The following is a 16,460-nucleotide window of genomic DNA, read 5'->3' on the forward strand; positions in this document are numbered from 1 at the left end:
CCCCCACCCCGACCTCCACCGTCTCGGCCGACGCCGAAAGCGTGTGCGGACTCTCCGGCTACGAGGAGAGCGGCACCCTCACCGCACCGCCGACGACGGAGTGGACCATCGTCGGCACCATGGCCGCTCCCAGCTCCGCTGAGGCCGGCCCCGGGGAGACCGACAGTGACGGGGTACGCACCTGCTACGCGCACACCGTCGAAGGCGCTCTCTTCGCTGTCTCGAACCTGTGGGCGATGGGCTCGGATGCTCGACTCGCGCCGCTCGCAGTGGAGCAGCTCACGGCACCGGGACCCGGCCGCGATGCCGCTATCGCCGCCGACACGCAGCAGAGCAACACCGGCACCAGCGTGCAGATCGCGGGATTCAAGGTGCTGTCCTACGACGGAGAGAACGCAACGATCGACACCGCATTCGAGCTGAACACGGGCTCGCTGATCAGCTTCCCGTCCGCGGTGAAGTGGATCGACGGCGACTGGAAGCTCGTCGTCACCGACGAAGGACAGCCGCCCTTCCGCCCCACCACGCTGCAGAACCTCGGCGGCTACATCGTCTGGGCGGGTGTCCAGTGATCGCAACCGCCACAACCGGCGGTGGAGAGGCATGCCTCCCCATCGACGTTCCCTGCTGGACCGGCGTCGCTGTCGGCAACGTCGTCTCGAAGGCGTCGAACGATGCCTTGCAGCAGTTCGTCAACAACATCTTGGAGGGCTACGGCAAGGCCATCGCCTCTCTCGGTACCGTCTGGATGAACGTCCCCTCCCCGGTCACGGTCGTGGACCAGGGCGGCGGCGTCAACGGTGGCGGCACTCCGCCGCTGCCGGAGGCGTTCGAGACGATTCTCGGCTACGTGACGTGGGTCTCTGCGGGCCTGGCAGTCATGTCCCTGATCGTTGCTGGCGTGATGATGGCGAGCCGTCGCCGGCACGGCGACGGTGAAGCTCACATGGGCCGCATCGGCGTCATCCTCTTGGCCGTACTGCTCCTCTCCTCCGCGTCGGCGCTCGTGACCGGGTTCCTGCCGCTGGCGATGCACCTGAACGAGTCCTCGAGCGTCGTCGGCTGGGTGCAGGGGCAGTTGCAGTGGTACACCGGCGGACTCGCGATCCTCGCGATCCTCGTCGCCGCCGCCCGGATGGTGTGGACGCAACGCGCGATGCCGCTGCGCGAGCTCGCCGGCTCCGTGCTGACTCTGATCGCCGTGGCCGGCGCAGGGCTGGTCGTCATCCGCCTGGCGACCCAGGCGGGCGATGCGTTCTCGATCTGGATCCTCAACAACTCGACCGACTGCGACGTGTCCCAGCAGGGCGAGAGCAACTGCTTCGGCACCAACGTCTTCGCGATGATCAGCCTCACTGCGACCTCCGGCATCGGCCTGATCGGTCTCTTCCTGCTGGGCATGCTCGCCGTGTTCATGACCTACGTGCAGATCGCGCTGATGGTGTTCCGCGGCGCGATGCTCGTCGTCCTCGCCGGCATCTTCCCGCTCGCCGCGTCGTTCACGAACACCGAGATGGGTCGGCAGTGGTTCAAGAAGGCGATGGCCTGGACTATCGCCTTCATCCTCTACAAGCCCGCCGCGGCGATCGTCTACGCGATCGCCTTCCGGATGACCGGCACCGACCTGTTCAAGTCGGACGGCACCGGGCTCTTCCAGATCGTCACCGGCCTGGCCCTGATGCTCATCGCTCTCGTGGCTCTGCCTGCGCTGATGCGCTTCCTCGTCCCGGCCGTCTCCTCGGTCGGCGGCGGAGGCGCGGCAGGTCTGCTCCTGGGCGCTGCGGCAGTCTCGGCCGCTGGTGACGTCGCGACGGGTGCGATCCGCGCGAGCAGCAACGGAGGCGGCGGCGGCGGGAACGGCGGCGGTGGAGGCGGCAACAGTTCGTCCACGGACGGACCGTCCGGCAGCACGTCGACGCCGGGCTCGCCGACGTCGTCGCCGGCCGCTGACCCGTCTGGGTCGGCGTCGACGGCCGGCAGCGGCGCAGGTGCTGGTGCCGGAAGCGCGGCGACCAGCGGCGCGGGAGCCGCTGCGTCGAGCGGCGCCGGGGCCGGGGCAGCCGCGAGCGGCGCCGCGGCCGCGGCCGGATCGATCGGCGCCGGTATCGCCGTCGCAACGAAGGCCGCGGAGGGCGCGAAGCACGCCGCGCAGGCCGTGAAGGCCGGCACCGACGAGGCGACCGGCAGCAACGAGAGCGGGAGCTAACCCATGACCAGCACAGCAACCGATCCGATCAAGGCCCGCACCTACGGCAACTGGCGAAAGCCTCAGACCGCCGGCCTCGGCGGGCTGGGACAGCTCGCCACCCTCGTGATGTTCGTGGGCATCGTCGCCTCGATCATCGCGTCCATGTTCTCCGGCCTAGGTCCCGCACTCATCGTCGCCGCCATCTTCGGCGGCATCCTCCTGACCGTCTCGGTCAAGGACAAGCACGGGCAGAGCGCCCTCGGAAGGATGGTGGTCCGCGTGAACTGGTGGCGTACCAAGAGCAAGGGAGCAAACATCTACCGCTCCGGCCCGATCGGCCGCGCGAAGTGGGGCACCTTCCAGCTCCCAGGCCTGGCCGCGCCCTCGCAGCTCACCGAGCACGAGGACTCCCACGGTCGCCGGTTCGCTCTGATCAGCACCCCGATGACGAAGCACTTCACCGTCGTGCTGGCGACGGAGCCGGACGGCGCCGCGCTGGTGGATCAGGAGCAGATCAACAACCAGGTCGCGGAATACGGCATCTGGCTCGCCAACCTCGGAGACGAGCCCGGCATCGAAGCCGCGTCGGTCACCGTCGAGACGGCGCCCGACACGGGCACGCGCTTGCGCGGTGAGGTCGAGGGGTCGATGGACCCGGACGCGCCGCTGTTCGCGCGAGCGATGCTCCAGGAGGTCGTTGAGACCTACCCGGTCGGGTCGGCCACGATCCACGCCTACATCGCGCTCACGTTCACGGCGACCGCGCGGATCAACGGGAAGCGCCGCAATGCCAAGGAGGTCGCCGCGGACCTCTCCGCCCGCATCCCCGGCCTGACGTCTTCTCTCGCGGCGACGGGGGCGGGCGCGGCGCGGCCCCTGAGCGCGCAGGAGTTGTGCGAAGTCATCCGCACCGCGTACGACCCCGCCGCGGCGCTCCTGATCGATCAGGCGCGCGCAGAGGGCGAGACGGCGGACCTGTCCTGGACCGACGTCGGCCCTGCGGGTGCCGAAGCGCACTGGGACTCCTACCGTCACGACGGAGCGGTGTCGACGTCGTGGACCATGACCGCGCCCCCGCGCGGCGTCGTCCAGTCGAACATCCTCGCTCGCCTGCTCGCGCCGCACCGTGACATCGCCCGTAAGCGCGTCACCCTGCTCTACCGGCCCATCGATCCCGCCCGCGCCGCAGCGCTCGTGGAGGCGGACCTGAACGCCGCCCAGTTCAACTCCTCCGCGTCCACCAAGCCCACGGCCCGCTCGACGCTCTCGACCCGCTCGGCGCAGGCCACGGCCGCGGAGGAAGCCTCCGGCGCCGGGCTGATGAACTTCGGCCTGATCGTCACCGCGACCACGCTGCAGCGTGGTCAGGAGCCCGAAGCGCGCGCCGCGATCGACTCCCTCACCTCGGCCGCCCGCCTGCGGATGCGGCCGGCGTTCGGCTCGCAGGACTCCGCCTTCGCCGCCGCGCTCCCGCTGGGGCTGGTCCTGCCTCGGCACCTGCGCATTCCCAACGAGATGCGGGAAATCCTGTGACGCACCCCGCCACCACCAGGACGGCACTGGACACACGTCCGGTGCCGTCCCGGGTTAACCCTCAGCCCTCACCCGTCTTTGTCGCCGTTCCGACCCTTCTTGGAGGCCCCCAGTGAGCAGCACCACCAAGTTCTTCTCCCGCCACCGCGACACCGAGCCCGTCGACGTCCCCGCCGACGTCGACGGGGACGAGCTGCCCACCGGCGCCGTCGACGTCGACCAGAGCGAAGAGGCCGGCGACGTCGACGCCCCCGACTCGGCCACGCCCACGGGCGCGGTCGGCTCCCCGTCGACTGACGCTGCCGCGTCAGCAACGGCGGACAGCCGGGCCGGGTCTCGCCGCGCTCGGAAGGTGCAGGAGGAGAGTGCCGCGGCCCGCGCCGCGGCCTCGCCGCTCGCCCGCGAGACGCCGTCCAAGCGGTCGCGGAAAAAGCGGGCGATCCCGCACCAGGGCGGGAAGCAGAAGACCGAGAAGGAATCGGCGCCGAAGCGACCGATGCGGCCGACGTCGACGGGATGGCTCGGCCGCGGCGGCGGACAGGTCGTCTCGATCCAGCCCGCCGATGAATTCCGCGCGACGACTGTGCAGGTGTGCGGCCTGTACCCATTCTCGGTCGGCACCGGCACGCCCATGATCGGCGTACCGCTGGGCAAGAACCTCACCACCGGGGCCTCCGTGTTGTGCGACCCGATTAGCTGGTTCCAGCGGGCGCAGCTCATCTCCAACCCGTCGATGTTCGTCCTCGGCAAGCCGGGTCTCGGGAAGTCCTCGCTGACCCGCCGCATGGCGACCGGGCTCGCCGGGTACGGCACCATCCCGCTGGTCCTCGGGGATCTGAAGCCCGACTACGTGGACCTCATCCGCGCGATGGAAGGACAGGTCATCACCCTCGGCCGCGACCGCGGCTACCTCAACATCCTCGACCCCGGCGAGGCGACCAGCGCGGCAAAGCGCCTCCGAGACGACGCCGACCAGGCGCTGGAGCAAGCCGCGGAGCTCGACGCCCGCGGCGGCGACTCCAAGGAGCTGCACCTGCGTGCGGTGAAAGCGCAGCGCCTCGCCGCTCAGGTCCTCGCGGACGCTCACGGCCGCCGGCACACGATGATCGCAGCGCTCCTGACGATCCTCCGCTCTCAGCCGCCCACGGACCGGGAGGAGACGATCATCGACCGGGCGTTGAAGTACCTGGACGAGCACCACGAGGGCATCCCCGTCCTCGCGGACCTGCTCGCCGTGATCCAGGCCGCGCCGGACGAGATTCGACAGGTCGCGCTCGACCGCAACGACCTCAAGCGGTACAAGGAAATCACCGAGAACCTCGAAGCGTCGCTCATCGGCCTCACCTCCGGTGGCCGGCTGGGCGAGATCTTCTCCCGCCAGACGACGACCCCGATGCGGCGGGATCGGCCGGTGGTCTACGACGTGTCCTCGATCGATGACTCCGAAGGCGACCTCCAGGCGGCGATCCTCCTCGCGTGCTGGTCCGCGGGGTTCGGGACGGTCAACGTCGCCGCGGCGCTGGCCGATGCGGGGATCGAGCCCCGCCGGCACTACTTCGTGATCCTGGACGAGCTGTGGCGGGCTCTGCGCGCGGGCAAGGGCATGGTCGATCGCGTCGACGCGCTCACCCGCCTCAACCGTGCCCGCGGTGTCGGCCTGGCGATGATCAGCCACACCATGTCCGACCTCCTCGCGCTTTCCAGCGAAGAGGACCGGATGAAGGCCCGCGGCTTTGTGGAGCGCTCCGGCATGGTCATCTGCGGCGGCCTTCCCGGTGCGGAGATGCCTCTGCTCACGTCGGCGGTGCCGCTGTCCGCGAAGGAGCAGGAGATGCTCACGAGCTGGCAGGACCCGCCGGCCTGGGATGGCGTCTCCGGGAAGGAAGCGGACCCGCCCGGCCGTGGCCTGTTCCTGATCAAGGTGGGCGGCCGTCCCGGCATCCCCGTCCGCGTCCACCTGACCGCAGCGGAGAAGGACGTCAACGACACCAACAAGCTCTGGCACACCACGAGCCGCGCAGGCCGCGCGAACGAGCCCCTGGCGACCGATCCGGTCATGGTGGAGATTCTGCCGTGAGCGTCCTCGTCGCCCTCGGCGCGAGCTGCGTCGCGCTCGGCGCGGCCGGCGCCGCGATCGTCAGCGTGATCGCCGCCCGCCGTCAGGGGGCGGCGGAGCGCGACCGGTTTCTGCTCACGGGCTGCTGGACCGGGGTCGCCCTCATGGCGGGCTTCGTCGCCTGGGACCAGTGGGACCGGGTGATCGCATGAGCTGCACGTCGACGGTCGTCTACGACGGCTACCTCTGGGGCTGCTCGATGACGACGACGCTCCCGCACACCGACCACATGACGGACCTGCCGGTCGAGTACGTCGACAACGGCCAGGCCGTCCTCACCTGGGGCACCAGCCGGCAGGCGACCAGCGACGACACGACGGCCCCCTACGACGGGCCGATCTATGAGCGATGCGAGCCGCGCAGGTTCCTGCCGGCATCTGTTCCGTTGCTCGAGCGGGCGATGTCGTGATCGCCGCCCGCGCCGGGGGTGCGCTGCTGCGGGGTCCGCTCGGCCAGGTCGGCGCGGTCGCCGGGCTCCTGGCCGTCGCGGTCCTCGTGGCCACGGCCGCCACCCTCGCGTTCACCGCGCAGGTGCAGCACGCGATCCCCGCCCAGACCACTCTCACCAGCCCAGCACCGACCGAAGGAGTTGCACCATGAGCCTCACGAACAACCGCCGGAAAGAGCCCGGGAAGGCCAGTAACGGCTTCGGGGTCGCGTTCGCGGCCGGCGGTGTCCTGATCATCGCCCTGGCCATCTACATCGCGGTCCGCGTCGGGTCCCAGGTCGACGGTGTGAATCCCGACATGGACACCGACCCGTCGAACTTCTTCTCCGTCGTGGTCGACGTGTTCCGCGGCCGACTCGTCTGGCCGGGCACCGCGACCCTCATCGTCGCCGGGATCGGCGCCGTGGTCGTCTTCTTCGGCACCCTGTTCCTGATCGCGAAGAACGGCGGGAAGAAGAACCGGACCCCGATCGACTGGACCGCCCGCCACACCGCCACCTCCGCGGAAATGAGCCACATGCGCGGCAAGGAGGCGAAGGAGAAGTCGGCCCGACTGGGCGTGACCGACTCGTTCGGCGTCCCTCTGGGTGACCTCCTCAGCGACGGTCGACCTATCTACGCCTCGTTCGAGGACATGGTGCTGCTGCTCGCCGGCCCCCGCGTAGGCAAGTCGACGTCGTTCGTCATCCCCGCGATCGTCAACGCTCCCGGGTCCGTGGTCACGACCTCGAACAAGCGCGACGTGCTCGACGCGACCCGCGACCTCCGCGCAGCACGGGGGCAGGTGTGGGTGTTCGACCCGCAGCGCGTCGCGGTCGAGCCGCCGTCGTGGTGGTGGAACCCCCTCTCCTACGTCACCGACGACACCAAGGCAGCGAAGCTCGCGCAGCACTTCGCGTCCGGATCCAGCGAGGTCGGCGCCCGCTCGGATGCGCACTTCGAGCCGTCCGGTCGCGAGCTGCTGGCAGGCTTCCTGCTCGCCGCGGCCCTCGATGGCCGCCCGATCACGGACGTCTACGAGTGGACGACGAAACCCGGCGACGAGACGGCCGGAGACATCCTGGCCTCGAGCTATTTCCCGCTGATGGCCAAGAGCTTGCAGGGCGCGACGCGGTTGGAGCACCGGGAGCGCGGATCGGTGTACTCCACTGCCCGGCGCATGGCGTCCTGCTTGAAGGACTCCGGGACCCGCCAGTGGGTGAACCGCACCGGCGAGAACGACACCCGGCCGGAGTTCAATCCCGGCGCCTTCGTCCGCTCCACCGGGACGCTCTACAGCCTGTCCAAGGAGGGTGCCGGCAGCGCCGGCCCCCTCGTCCTCGCCCTCACCGCCGCGACCGTCGAAGCCGCGGAGGAGCTGGCCGCGGTGTCGCCCGGCGGCCGGATGCAGACCCCGATGCTCGGCGTCCTCGATGAGGCGGCGAACGTCTGCCGCTGGCGCGACCTGCCCGACCTCTACAGCCACTACGGCTCCCGGGGGATCCCGATCATGTCGGTGTTCCAGTCCTGGTCGCAGGGCGTGAGCGTGTTCGGGAAGGAGGGCATGGACAAGCTGTGGTCGGCCGCGAACGCGAAGATCTACGCCGGCGGAATCTCGGAGACGGGGTTTCTGCGGATGGTGTCAGAGCTGATCGGCACCTACGATCGCGAGACGACCTCCGCGAGCATGAACAAGGGCGTGCGCTCGACCACGAGCGCGTTGAAGCGCGAACTGATCCTCGACGTCGCGGAGCTCGCGAACCTCCCCACTCCCAAGAAGGGGCGCAAGATCGGGCGGGCGATCCTGATGTCCTCGGGCTCGCGTGCCGCGATCCTGCGCACGGTGCCGTGGTTCGACGGCCCCAAGCCGCTCGTGGCCGCGATCAACGCCTCCATCGCGAACCACCGACCGGGCGCAGCGCCGACACCGACGCCGCCGCCGGCCCCGGAGCAGGGACACGGCTTCACGCCGGTGACGGGCTCATGAGCGATGACTTCTACGGGGGCGTGGACGACGAGGCCGCGCCCGCGTCAGCGGCCGACGAGGCGACGAGTGCCCCGGAGAGCGAAGAGCCCACGACGCATTTCGGGTCGGCGGATGAGTTCGTGCGCAAGCAGCTCATCGGCACCTACCGGCGCCGAGTAATGGCGCAGGGCTCCGGTGCCGGTCTGCGGTGGAAAGCAGCCTGGTGGGAGGCCAAGGAAGCGCAGCAGCGCATCGAGGCGCTGTGGCGGGCGTGGGAGGCCGCACGCGCCGACCCGAAGGCCGGGATGAGCGCGTGGTGGATCAACCACTGCGACCCACACATGAGCGTCCTTCTCTCTGCGGACGGCCCATTCGCTGACTCGACGGACGAGAACCGGATCGGTGAACCGCTGCCTTACACGGCGCCGGTAGAAGGCACTTTCCCGTCCGATCTACAACCGCCGCTGTACACGCAGCGCCCATCCAGAGAAAACGCCTGAGAGGCGCTCTGAGGACGTAAGAAGGGGAGCACCGTCCGGTGCTCCCCTTCTTCGTTCTCGACGCTCCGGCTAGCGGCTCAGGTCCGCGCGATCGGCGCCCTGCCCCTGGCCACGACCGCGCCGCGTCTGAGGGACGGTGCTCATCGGAGCCTTCGACGTCACCGCGGCGCTGGGCGGGGTGGCGTGCGCGCTGTCGGCGCTCATCCGCGCCTCGATGACGTGCGGGGGGACTCCCTTGGCTTCCATCGCCTGAATGGTCGACTGTCGACGCTCGGCACTGTCGTAAGCGATCTCTCCGGCCTCACGCGACGCTGACGCGCGCGGATCCGTCGCGGGCGGCGCCGACTCCGTGGACGGGCCTCCGGTGCCCTGTGCGGCCTCCTGGCGCTCTGCGGGGGCGTCGTCGCGGAAGAGCTGTGCCTGAGCGCGCGCGTCGGAGGCCAGCTCGCGCAGCTCGTCAGGAGTCGCGTTGGCGGTGCCACCGGCGGCCGCGTCGCGGTCGTAGTCGCTCGCGCGCGCTTCGAGCTGCGCAGCCATCTCCGCGCGCCCGTTGTCGACGTCGGACGCACCGGGGGTTTCTCGAGCGGCCTCCTGGTTGCGGGCGTCGTTCGCGCGGTCGAGGCGGTCGGCTTCCGCGATCAGTAGTTGTGCCTCCGTAACCTCCGCTCCCGCTCGAGCACGCTCGGGAGCTACCGTGTCCTTCCACTCCTCGACCAGCGCGGCTCGTGCAGCAGCGACGGCCGCGGGGTCCGCGGTGCGGAACTCTCCGTCGTTCCAGTCGATCGACGTCTGCACGCGGTAGTCCTGGAACCCGGCCGGGTCGGTGTCGCGCTTCCATTCCTCGGCCGCGGAGAGTTCGAGGGTGCCGGCGTCGCCCGCGAGCGCCGCGCGGTAGTCGGTGATCAGAGCGCGCTCCGCGTTCACGTCCGGCTCTGCGCGGCCGCGTATGTCCATGGTGAGACGGTCGTCGTCGTGGCGGTGGTAGTGCTCCGGCGCGGAGTTGGTGGCCCATTCCTTCGCCCGGTCCAGCTCCGACTTCGCCTGACCGGCGGCGTCGCGCAGCACGGCGGTGTCGACGCCGTAGCGCTCGAACACTTCGCGCTGAACGACGGCCGACGCGCGCTCCGCGATCGGGTCGTGGTTCTTCCACGCCTGCGCCGTCTCCGCGACCTTCGAGATGTCTTGGATGCTCGCCTTCTCCCACCAGTCGGGCCGGTCCACGACCTGCAACGTCGCGCGTGCAGCGCCGCGCTCGGCGTCGAAACGGGCCGACAGCTCGCGCGCCTGCGCGGCGGAGCGTGCCTGCGCGTCGCGAGCCAGCTCCTCGCGCAGCCGGGCGAACTTCTCGCCCATCTGCATCGCGATGGTCAACGCGATCCGGACGTTCTGACCGACCTCCTGGCCTACCTCGTCGTCGTCACTCATGACTTCCTCCCCTTGCCTTGGTGAATCGTCTATCGGCCACGGTCGCCGCGGTCCTGGTCAGGTCCCTGCCGAGACTGTCGGGCGCGGTCCGCGAGCATCGCTTCCTCGCGCTCCCGGTCAGCCTTGGTGAGCTTCGTGGGTACGGGACTGCCCGACCCGAAGTTGGTCTGGGACAGCCGGCGAACGTCTTTGAGCTCCTCCGGGAGCGCCTGCCAGGCCCGCTCGTTCTCCGCGACCTTCTCGGCCTTCACGACGACCTGGTAGCCGTCGCGAACAGCGGACAACTGACCCCGCAACGTCTGCGACAGCTCGCGCATCCGTCGCGCATCACCGGCTGCCTTATGAGCCGACGCGACCGCGTGCGTCAAGCGCGCGAACTGGTTCAGCAGCAGCAGCTCCGCGGCTGCATTCTTCTTATTCCCCGCCGCGGCCATGATCAATGCGGAGTACGCCGCCGTCGAGGGCATCATCGCGGGCCGCGGGCGCGTCTCGTGCGCCCGCAGGTGCGCCGAGCGGGCGAGCGATCGCGCAGCGTCCGCGAGCGGTCCCGGGGTGGGCTCCATGCGCCGGGACCACGCCGCGTAGGCGCCGGCCGTCTCGCGCGCAACGTGCGCCCACGTGGCCCTGTCGGAGGGGTCCACGGACCTGATGTAGTCGTGCAGCCGGTCCATGTCCGCGGCGTACGCCTCGAACAGCTCGGGGGCCGGCTCCGCCGTCTCCCGGCCAGGGTTGACCGGCGTGTACTGCCAGGGATTCTTGGCTGTCGCGCGCCATTCGGATGCCGCATCCGACGCGGACTCCGGCTGGTCCGGCCAGCCCTTCCGCAGCTCCGGCAAGGTCAGGTCGCGAGCGAGCCGGCCGCCGCCGTGCCAGATCGCCTTCTCGCCGTTCGTCGGCCGCAGCGCCACCGAATAGCCGGCGATCACATCGTCACGACCCGTCGCGAATCGAGGGCGCACCAGCACCCCGCCCTGACGCAGACGACGAACGAACTCGCTCTCATCCTGGGACGCGGACGAGGCCGCGCGTACGGCGCGCTCGAGGCGCTGCATGTCCGGCTCGACGTGCCCGCGACGTGCAGCGGACTCACGCGCTCCCGGCCGCACACCGCGCTCCGGGAACTCGCGCTCCGGCGCCTGGTAGACCTGCAACCCGTACTCGCGCTCCAGCTCACGGCTGATCGTCTGCGACCGCTCGTAGTCCTTGTGCACCGACGCTTTCGTGCCGTCCTCGCGCACCAGCGACACGGCGATGTGTACGTGGTCGTTGCCGTTCTTCGACAGCCCGTGACGCACCGCGACCCAGCGGCAATCGGCCTTGCCGATGTCCTCGCCCGCGAAGCCCATCCGCTGCACGAAGTCGGTCGAGATTCGGCCCCACTGCTCGTCTGTGAGCTGGCCCTCCTCGGCCGCCAGCGACAGCGAGCAATGCCACACATCAGCCGCCACGCGATCCTTCACGATCGCGCCGGCCGAGTCCCGAACCGCCTCGCCGTTCTCGTCGGTGCGCACCTTGTTGCGCGTCACCTCGACGCCGAACAGCTCCCGCGGTCGGTCCAGATCCGCAGCGATCGCCGCAGCCGCAGCGCCATCCAGAACCTCATGCCCGTACTCAGCCATGATCGCGGAATCCCCCGCGATCAGGTGCTGCTCCTCGTGCTCGTTCGTCTTGCCGGGACCAACGAGGTAGCCCATCAGTCCACGCATGCGCGTGCCGCGCGTGATGTTCGTTCTCACCGTCCACCGAGCCGGTCTGCCGTCGCCTCGATCAGGCGTCGCACCCGCCGGTACTCCTCCGCAGCCTCAACAGCCTCGGCCGGGAACTGGCCCGTGCTGTTCGCGAACCGCGCGAGCTGGTTCATGTTGTCCGACGTCTTCTGCAACAGCTTCGACGCCCGGAACAGCTCAGCAACCACCAACCGCCACTCCGTGTCCGTGCGCACCTGGGCGTTCATCGCGGACTCGAACAGCAGCCGCGGCACCGTCACTTCCAGCACCTCGGCACGGGCGCGCAGGTGCGCGTCCTCCTCGGGCGTGACCGACACCTCGTACCGCTTCGACCGCGCAGCGACACCCGGCACGTTCGCGCGGCGGCGCCGGCCGAACAACCGACCCTCTCGTGACGACTCCGACACGACCCTCACCGTCCTTCCGGCCCAGCGCAGCGAACCCGCCCCCAGGCGGGGACCATACGACCAGTATGCGCCGACCCGGCCGCGCAGCGGAAGGGGCGCAAGCGGTTTACCACGGGTAAACCTATAGCTTGCTCCACAAACCATCTTCGCACCGAGCGCGACTTGGGTGTAACTCGGGTCCGAAGGACACCCGAGCGTCTCGGCTGGCGAAGCCGAACCCGAGACGCTTGAGTCCGCGCCTTCCGCATGACGGCGGCGGCGGCGGCTAGCCTTTCCGCATGAGCGACCACACGAGGAACCCTGACGACGCCGCCGACGCCGCCCGCCGACTGCTCGAACAGAGCGTCGAGAAGCGCGTCGAGGCGGTCCGCACGATCGTCTCCGCAGCCAACGACACCGACACCGCACGCGCCACCCTCAGCGACGCGCAGAACCGACACAGCAAGGCGTGGGCGGACGCCCTCGCCGCCGGATGGTCGGAGAAGGAACTCCGCGCAGCAGGAGTGCCGCGACCCGAGCAGACTCGCGCTCGCGTCACCCGCGCGCGACGCACAACGTCGGCGGAGGGAATTCCCGCCGATTCGACCGAGAGCGACAGCTCCGCGTCCATCGAGAACGCTGCATGACCGACAACGACTCCGCCGCGCTCCACGGCCAGGTCCGCGCCTGGGCGGAGGGGGCCAACCCGCTCACGGCCGCCGTCGAACTGCTGATCCGATCGGGCCTCGTGTACGCCGGAGCACCGTGGGTGAAGACCGACAACGCCTGGCACACGAGCGCAATCGACTTCGACCGCCTCGGCTACGAAATCGGAGCGCTCAGCGGAGGCGAACAGCGCGTCGCGCGGATCGCGTCGTCGCTCGGTCAGGGTGTCCCTGTCGACCTCCGCGAGGACGTCGCCGGGCTCGACCTCGAACACACGCGACTGGTCCTCGCGGCGATCGCGCACGCCGCCGGACTCGGAGAGCCCGGCACGACGATCCAGACCGTCGACGGAGTGCCGACAATCGTCCCCCATGACGCTCTGGCGTCGTGGCCGAACGAGTAGGTCGATCGCGCACGACGACCGCCCTCGTCGAGTAGCAAGCCCCCGCTCGAGCAGTCACGCTCGCGGGGGCTTCTGCCTTCCCGCGACGTGCGCGCAGGCTGCGGTCCGGCCGTCCATCCGACGCTTCACTCTTGCCTGCGCCGGCCGACCGTCAAGAGCGCTGCGCGTCCCTCCGGGATACCCCTCCGGGGCACTCCTGACGGCCACCCGCCTCCGGCATCGCGCCGCTTATCGGATGGATGGCCTCAGAGAATGCTCCCCTCGGGAAGAGTTCCGATCAGCGGCCCCTGCCGGACGCTCACCGGAGCGCTACATCGCGTAGGTGATGACGACGGATGAGAGCTTCCGCGACGTTCACGTCCACCGACGACGTGTGCACGGCCCTCCTCGCCTTCGTCGGTTCGATCGCCGCCGGCGGACACTCCGAGTCGATCGCTATTCCCGCGCTGCGCGTGGATGGGCAGGTCATGGAAGTACGGATGACGGTGAACGCCAACAGCGCGTTCGTCGTCGTCCCAGTCGATGCCGACGCGCAAGACGAGCGCGCCCTTCTGGCAGCCTCAAAGTCGGTAGTCAGCGAGCTGCGCAAGCGAAGCGCGGCCAGCCGTCAGGATGCCGAGCGGCGCTGACAGGAGTTGCTCGACTCGCTCCGCTCACGCTCACCGTCTCGGCACTTCGTGTCTAAAGTGGCGGTGCGGTTGAGAAGTGGGGACCTCGACGCCGCGCGCGGCAGACCGACGAGGGGTCGTCGGTGTCGCTCTGCTCTCGGCCGCGTCACACAGCGCGGCCGAGAGCACCACTCGCCGGCTGCTGCTCAGGGCCGTCAACCCTCCTCCCGTGGGCACAGTCGGCACCTATGGTCGGGCATGTACGGAGTGCCGTTCGCTCCGGCCCCAGTGCTCCCGGCTCGGATGCGGCTCGGCCCCTGAGCCGGGAGTAGCGGCCCGGCCCCGCGTCGGGGGATGCCGGGTCGGGCCGCTTCCCAGGGGAAGAAGCCGCACCCGAGCGAAACGACACCAGGCGTAACGTGCGGTGGTTATGCTCCGCGCATGATCGACTTCAGCTCCGCCGAGATGGCGACAGTCGAGTACGTCGAGGACCAGTGGCGCCTCACGATTCTCGACGGGACCGGCACCACGTTGGCCGAGACCGGGCTTCCGCTTTTCGGCCCCGAGAACTTCTTCGTTCGCGCCAGCTCTGACCGGCCGGCGGGCCTGGATTACGTGGGGCCGTTCTTGAACAAGCGCGGCCTGTACTACACCCAGTGGACCGGTCGCGGCCGAGACGGATGGAGCACACAGCTCCACTACTGACGAGCACACGTTGCGCGGGCAGACGTCCAGGATGATGAGCACATGTCGCGCAACACTGAGCCGTTGGCCGGTCAAATGGTCTGGCTCGTCCGCTGGATCCAATCGCGTGACGGCTGGTCGCACGAGACCATCAGCGGCGCTTTTCAGGAGCGCACCGACACGTGCTGGCGCGTCTGGGTGAACGAGGAGCTGCGCGAACTTCCCTCACAGGACTGGTCCCCCTACAAGCCGTGACGCCGACGGTGGTCCACGCTCAGCTGTGGTCAGTGACGGATCGCGGAAGCGCGCCAGCCTTCGTCCTTGACCCAGCGGAACCCAATCCAGCAAGTCTGCGGCTCCGGCGCGTCTGCGGCCGCGTCCAGGGCGACCCGAAACGTGGCAGGTGTCGCGCCGTCGATGATCGTGAACTCCGAATCGCGGTCCGCGAGCGCCCCGCACGCATCGCGCAAGCCTGCACTGTCTGACTCGGTGTTCGCGGGAAGAAGCTTCGCGATCGCCGGATCATCGTTCAACACGGGCACGAGCTCGTACACCAGCTCCTGGCCACTCCCCGACGGCGGCACCGCTCCCGACGTCGAGTCATCGAGCGACCCGACCGCAAACATGAAGACAGCGACGACGCCGGCCAGCACCGACGTCAGCAGAACGAGTAGGACCACGGTGACGCCACGATGGTGCCGCGGCGGTGAAGGAAGATCCTCCGCCTCGTCGTACGCCCCCACCGCTTCCCCTCCGCCGACAGGTCCTCCCGACCCCGGCTCACCAGAGATACCAGACCTGAACGACCAACCATCACGCACTATCCCCATCGCCCTCCCCCGTTTGGCTGATGCTCGGCAGATCACTCAGGAACCGATGTGTATGATTCCGCATGGATTGAGCGGGGACCTGGACCGCCGATCTTTGGCTTGTGACGCGAGAGCGCCAAGCCCGCCGGCGGGGGTGCGCCGACCCGAACGGCGCGCCCTCAGCCGCGCCACGATGCCAAGCTCGGTTCATCAGCTCGATGGCGTGGCGTCCGATCGGCGTCAGGTCGACCACGACTCGTCTTGGCGTGGCCGTGCCGGCCTGCCAGGGTCATGGCCATGGAGATCACAGATGATGTCGAGCGGGCCGAATGGCTTGGGCTGCGCATGCAGCGAGAGCGAAGCTGGGCACGAGTCGGCTCGGTCGCCGGATACGGGTTCGAGGCGTACGCCCGTGTCCTTCACCCTCGACCTGACGGCGATGACATTTGGGAACGCCAGCGGTGGGCGGACGTTGCTGCTACTGCCGGCAAGGTCATGCACCCGCTCGTCCAGTGGGAACGGCTCCTAGGCAGGGACGAGCCGCGCGGCGGCACAAGTGACGTCGGACGACTCGATCCGCAAGTACTCGCCGCCCTCGCACCCATCCTCAGTTCGGCGACCACTACGCCCGGCGATGCGCTCGCGGCGTACTGGGTCGGTGGGACCGGCCAGAACCTCCTCGGCAGGCCGGTCAGCATTGACCGATACGACTACATACTGGCCGCCACGAGCATGGCGGAGCTTGCCGAACCCGGATGGGGTCCCGAGATTGGCCTCCGCGGCGAGGAAGCGCCGCAACTACTCTGGCCTGAAGATCACGCCTGGGTGCTCGCCACCGAGATCGACTGGGACTCCACCATCGTCGCCGGCTCGCACACGCTCGTAAGCGCGATCCTCACTGACGGCCGATTCGAGGCCTTCCCCGTCGATGAGGACTCCGACCTGTCGTGGAACGGTGACACGATCAACCGTCCCAAAGTCCAGGAACCGTCCTAGGAGAGCGCGAAGGACAGCGATCGCGA

Annotated in this window: 19 protein-coding genes; 15 read left to right on the forward strand and 4 right to left on the reverse strand. The window is 69.4% G+C overall.

All coding sequences use genetic code 11. From position 1 onward, the window contains the following. The 9 genes from C5C29_RS15450 to C5C29_RS15495 form a co-directional block, all read left to right on the forward strand. Window positions 1-572: hypothetical protein (locus C5C29_RS15450; protein WP_104308532.1), on the forward strand; the 572-nt coding region annotated here is incomplete at its 5' end. Window positions 573-679: 107 nt separating this feature from the next. After that, the gene (locus C5C29_RS15455; protein ID WP_104227107.1) at window positions 680-2,206 is read left to right on the forward strand and encodes a hypothetical protein; all 1,527 of its coding nucleotides are present in this window, start codon (window positions 680-682) and stop codon (window positions 2,204-2,206) included. A gap of 3 nt (window positions 2,207-2,209) precedes the next feature. Further along, complete coding sequence (locus tag C5C29_RS15460; RefSeq protein ID WP_181072914.1) at window positions 2,210-3,721, forward strand: SCO6880 family protein; 1,512 nt, start codon at window positions 2,210-2,212, stop codon at window positions 3,719-3,721. 496 nt (window positions 3,722-4,217) lie between these two features. Beyond that, window positions 4,218-5,798, forward strand: coding sequence for an ATP/GTP-binding protein (locus C5C29_RS15470; RefSeq protein ID WP_219812664.1), 1,581 nt, complete (start codon window positions 4,218-4,220; stop codon window positions 5,796-5,798). Further along, a complete protein-coding gene (locus C5C29_RS15475; RefSeq protein WP_104263449.1) occupies window positions 5,795-5,989 on the forward strand; it encodes a hypothetical protein in 195 nt (64 codons plus the stop codon). Before C5C29_RS15470 ends, C5C29_RS15475 begins: the two co-directional genes overlap by 4 nt. Further along, window positions 5,986-6,246 carry a hypothetical protein gene (locus C5C29_RS15480; RefSeq protein ID WP_104263450.1) on the forward strand — a complete coding sequence of 87 codons (261 nt, stop codon included), beginning with the start codon at window positions 5,986-5,988 and terminating at the stop codon, window positions 6,244-6,246. The genes C5C29_RS15475 and C5C29_RS15480 overlap by 4 nt, the downstream gene beginning before the upstream one ends. Further along, entirely contained in the window at window positions 6,243-6,437 is a 195-nt protein-coding gene (locus C5C29_RS15485) for a hypothetical protein (protein ID WP_104263451.1), read from the forward strand. Before C5C29_RS15480 ends, C5C29_RS15485 begins: the two co-directional genes overlap by 4 nt. After that, window positions 6,434-8,251 carry a type IV secretory system conjugative DNA transfer family protein gene (locus tag C5C29_RS15490; protein ID WP_104308533.1) on the forward strand — a complete coding sequence of 606 codons (1,818 nt, stop codon included), beginning with the start codon at window positions 6,434-6,436 and terminating at the stop codon, window positions 8,249-8,251. Before C5C29_RS15485 ends, C5C29_RS15490 begins: the two co-directional genes overlap by 4 nt. Continuing rightward, window positions 8,248-8,730 carry a DUF4913 domain-containing protein gene (locus C5C29_RS15495; RefSeq protein ID WP_104308534.1) on the forward strand — a complete coding sequence of 161 codons (483 nt, stop codon included), beginning with the start codon at window positions 8,248-8,250 and terminating at the stop codon, window positions 8,728-8,730. Before C5C29_RS15490 ends, C5C29_RS15495 begins: the two co-directional genes overlap by 4 nt. Window positions 8,731-8,799: 69 nt before the next feature. Here C5C29_RS15495 and C5C29_RS15500 read toward each other — a convergent pair whose 3' ends face one another. From C5C29_RS15500 to C5C29_RS15510, 3 genes are read right to left on the reverse strand one after another with little or no spacing between them, the layout of a single operon-like run. Beyond that, a complete protein-coding gene (locus tag C5C29_RS15500) occupies window positions 8,800-10,155 on the reverse strand; it encodes a hypothetical protein (protein WP_104263454.1) in 1,356 nt (451 codons plus the stop codon). Between the two features lie 29 nt (window positions 10,156-10,184). Continuing rightward, entirely contained in the window at window positions 10,185-11,891 is a 1,707-nt protein-coding gene (locus C5C29_RS15505; RefSeq protein WP_104263455.1) for a relaxase/mobilization nuclease domain-containing protein, read from the reverse strand. Beyond that, window positions 11,888-12,199 (reverse strand): plasmid mobilization relaxosome protein MobC, encoded by a 312-nt coding sequence (locus C5C29_RS15510; RefSeq protein WP_236553717.1) that lies wholly within the window; start codon window positions 12,197-12,199, stop codon window positions 11,888-11,890. The genes C5C29_RS15505 and C5C29_RS15510 overlap by 4 nt, the downstream gene beginning before the upstream one ends. Window positions 12,200-12,567: 368 nt before the next feature. Here C5C29_RS15510 and C5C29_RS15515 point away from each other — a divergent pair, with 368 nt between their 5' ends. The 5 genes from C5C29_RS15515 to C5C29_RS15535 all read left to right on the forward strand — a co-directional run bounded on the left by C5C29_RS15515 (window position 12,568) and on the right by C5C29_RS15535 (window position 14,884). After that, complete coding sequence (locus C5C29_RS15515; protein ID WP_104263456.1) at window positions 12,568-12,915, forward strand: hypothetical protein; 348 nt, start codon at window positions 12,568-12,570, stop codon at window positions 12,913-12,915. After that, window positions 12,912-13,337 (forward strand): hypothetical protein, encoded by a 426-nt coding sequence (locus tag C5C29_RS15520; protein ID WP_104263457.1) that lies wholly within the window; start codon window positions 12,912-12,914, stop codon window positions 13,335-13,337. Before C5C29_RS15515 ends, C5C29_RS15520 begins: the two co-directional genes overlap by 4 nt. 335 nt (window positions 13,338-13,672) lie before the next feature. Continuing rightward, window positions 13,673-13,966: a hypothetical protein gene (locus C5C29_RS15525; RefSeq protein WP_104227097.1), complete on the forward strand. Its 294-nt coding sequence runs from the start codon at window positions 13,673-13,675 to the stop codon at window positions 13,964-13,966. Window positions 13,967-14,386: 420 nt separating this feature from the next. Continuing rightward, complete coding sequence (locus C5C29_RS15530) at window positions 14,387-14,650, forward strand: hypothetical protein (RefSeq protein ID WP_104227096.1); 264 nt, start codon at window positions 14,387-14,389, stop codon at window positions 14,648-14,650. A 42-nt stretch (window positions 14,651-14,692) separates the two neighbouring features. Continuing rightward, window positions 14,693-14,884, forward strand: coding sequence for a hypothetical protein (locus C5C29_RS15535; protein WP_104227095.1), 192 nt, complete (start codon window positions 14,693-14,695; stop codon window positions 14,882-14,884). 29 nt (window positions 14,885-14,913) lie between these two features. Here C5C29_RS15535 and C5C29_RS15540 read toward each other — a convergent pair whose 3' ends face one another. Then, complete coding sequence (locus C5C29_RS15540) at window positions 14,914-15,372, reverse strand: hypothetical protein (RefSeq protein ID WP_104227094.1); 459 nt, start codon at window positions 15,370-15,372, stop codon at window positions 14,914-14,916. Window positions 15,373-15,735: 363 nt separating this feature from the next. Here C5C29_RS15540 and C5C29_RS15545 point away from each other — a divergent pair, with 363 nt between their 5' ends. Beyond that, the gene (locus C5C29_RS15545; RefSeq protein ID WP_146078502.1) at window positions 15,736-16,434 is read left to right on the forward strand and encodes a hypothetical protein; all 699 of its coding nucleotides are present in this window, start codon (window positions 15,736-15,738) and stop codon (window positions 16,432-16,434) included. Window positions 16,435-16,460 lie beyond the last annotated feature (26 nt).

The organism is Rathayibacter sp. AY1H2 (assembly GCF_002931985.1).
Lineage (GTDB): Bacteria > Actinomycetota > Actinomycetes > Actinomycetales > Microbacteriaceae > Rathayibacter.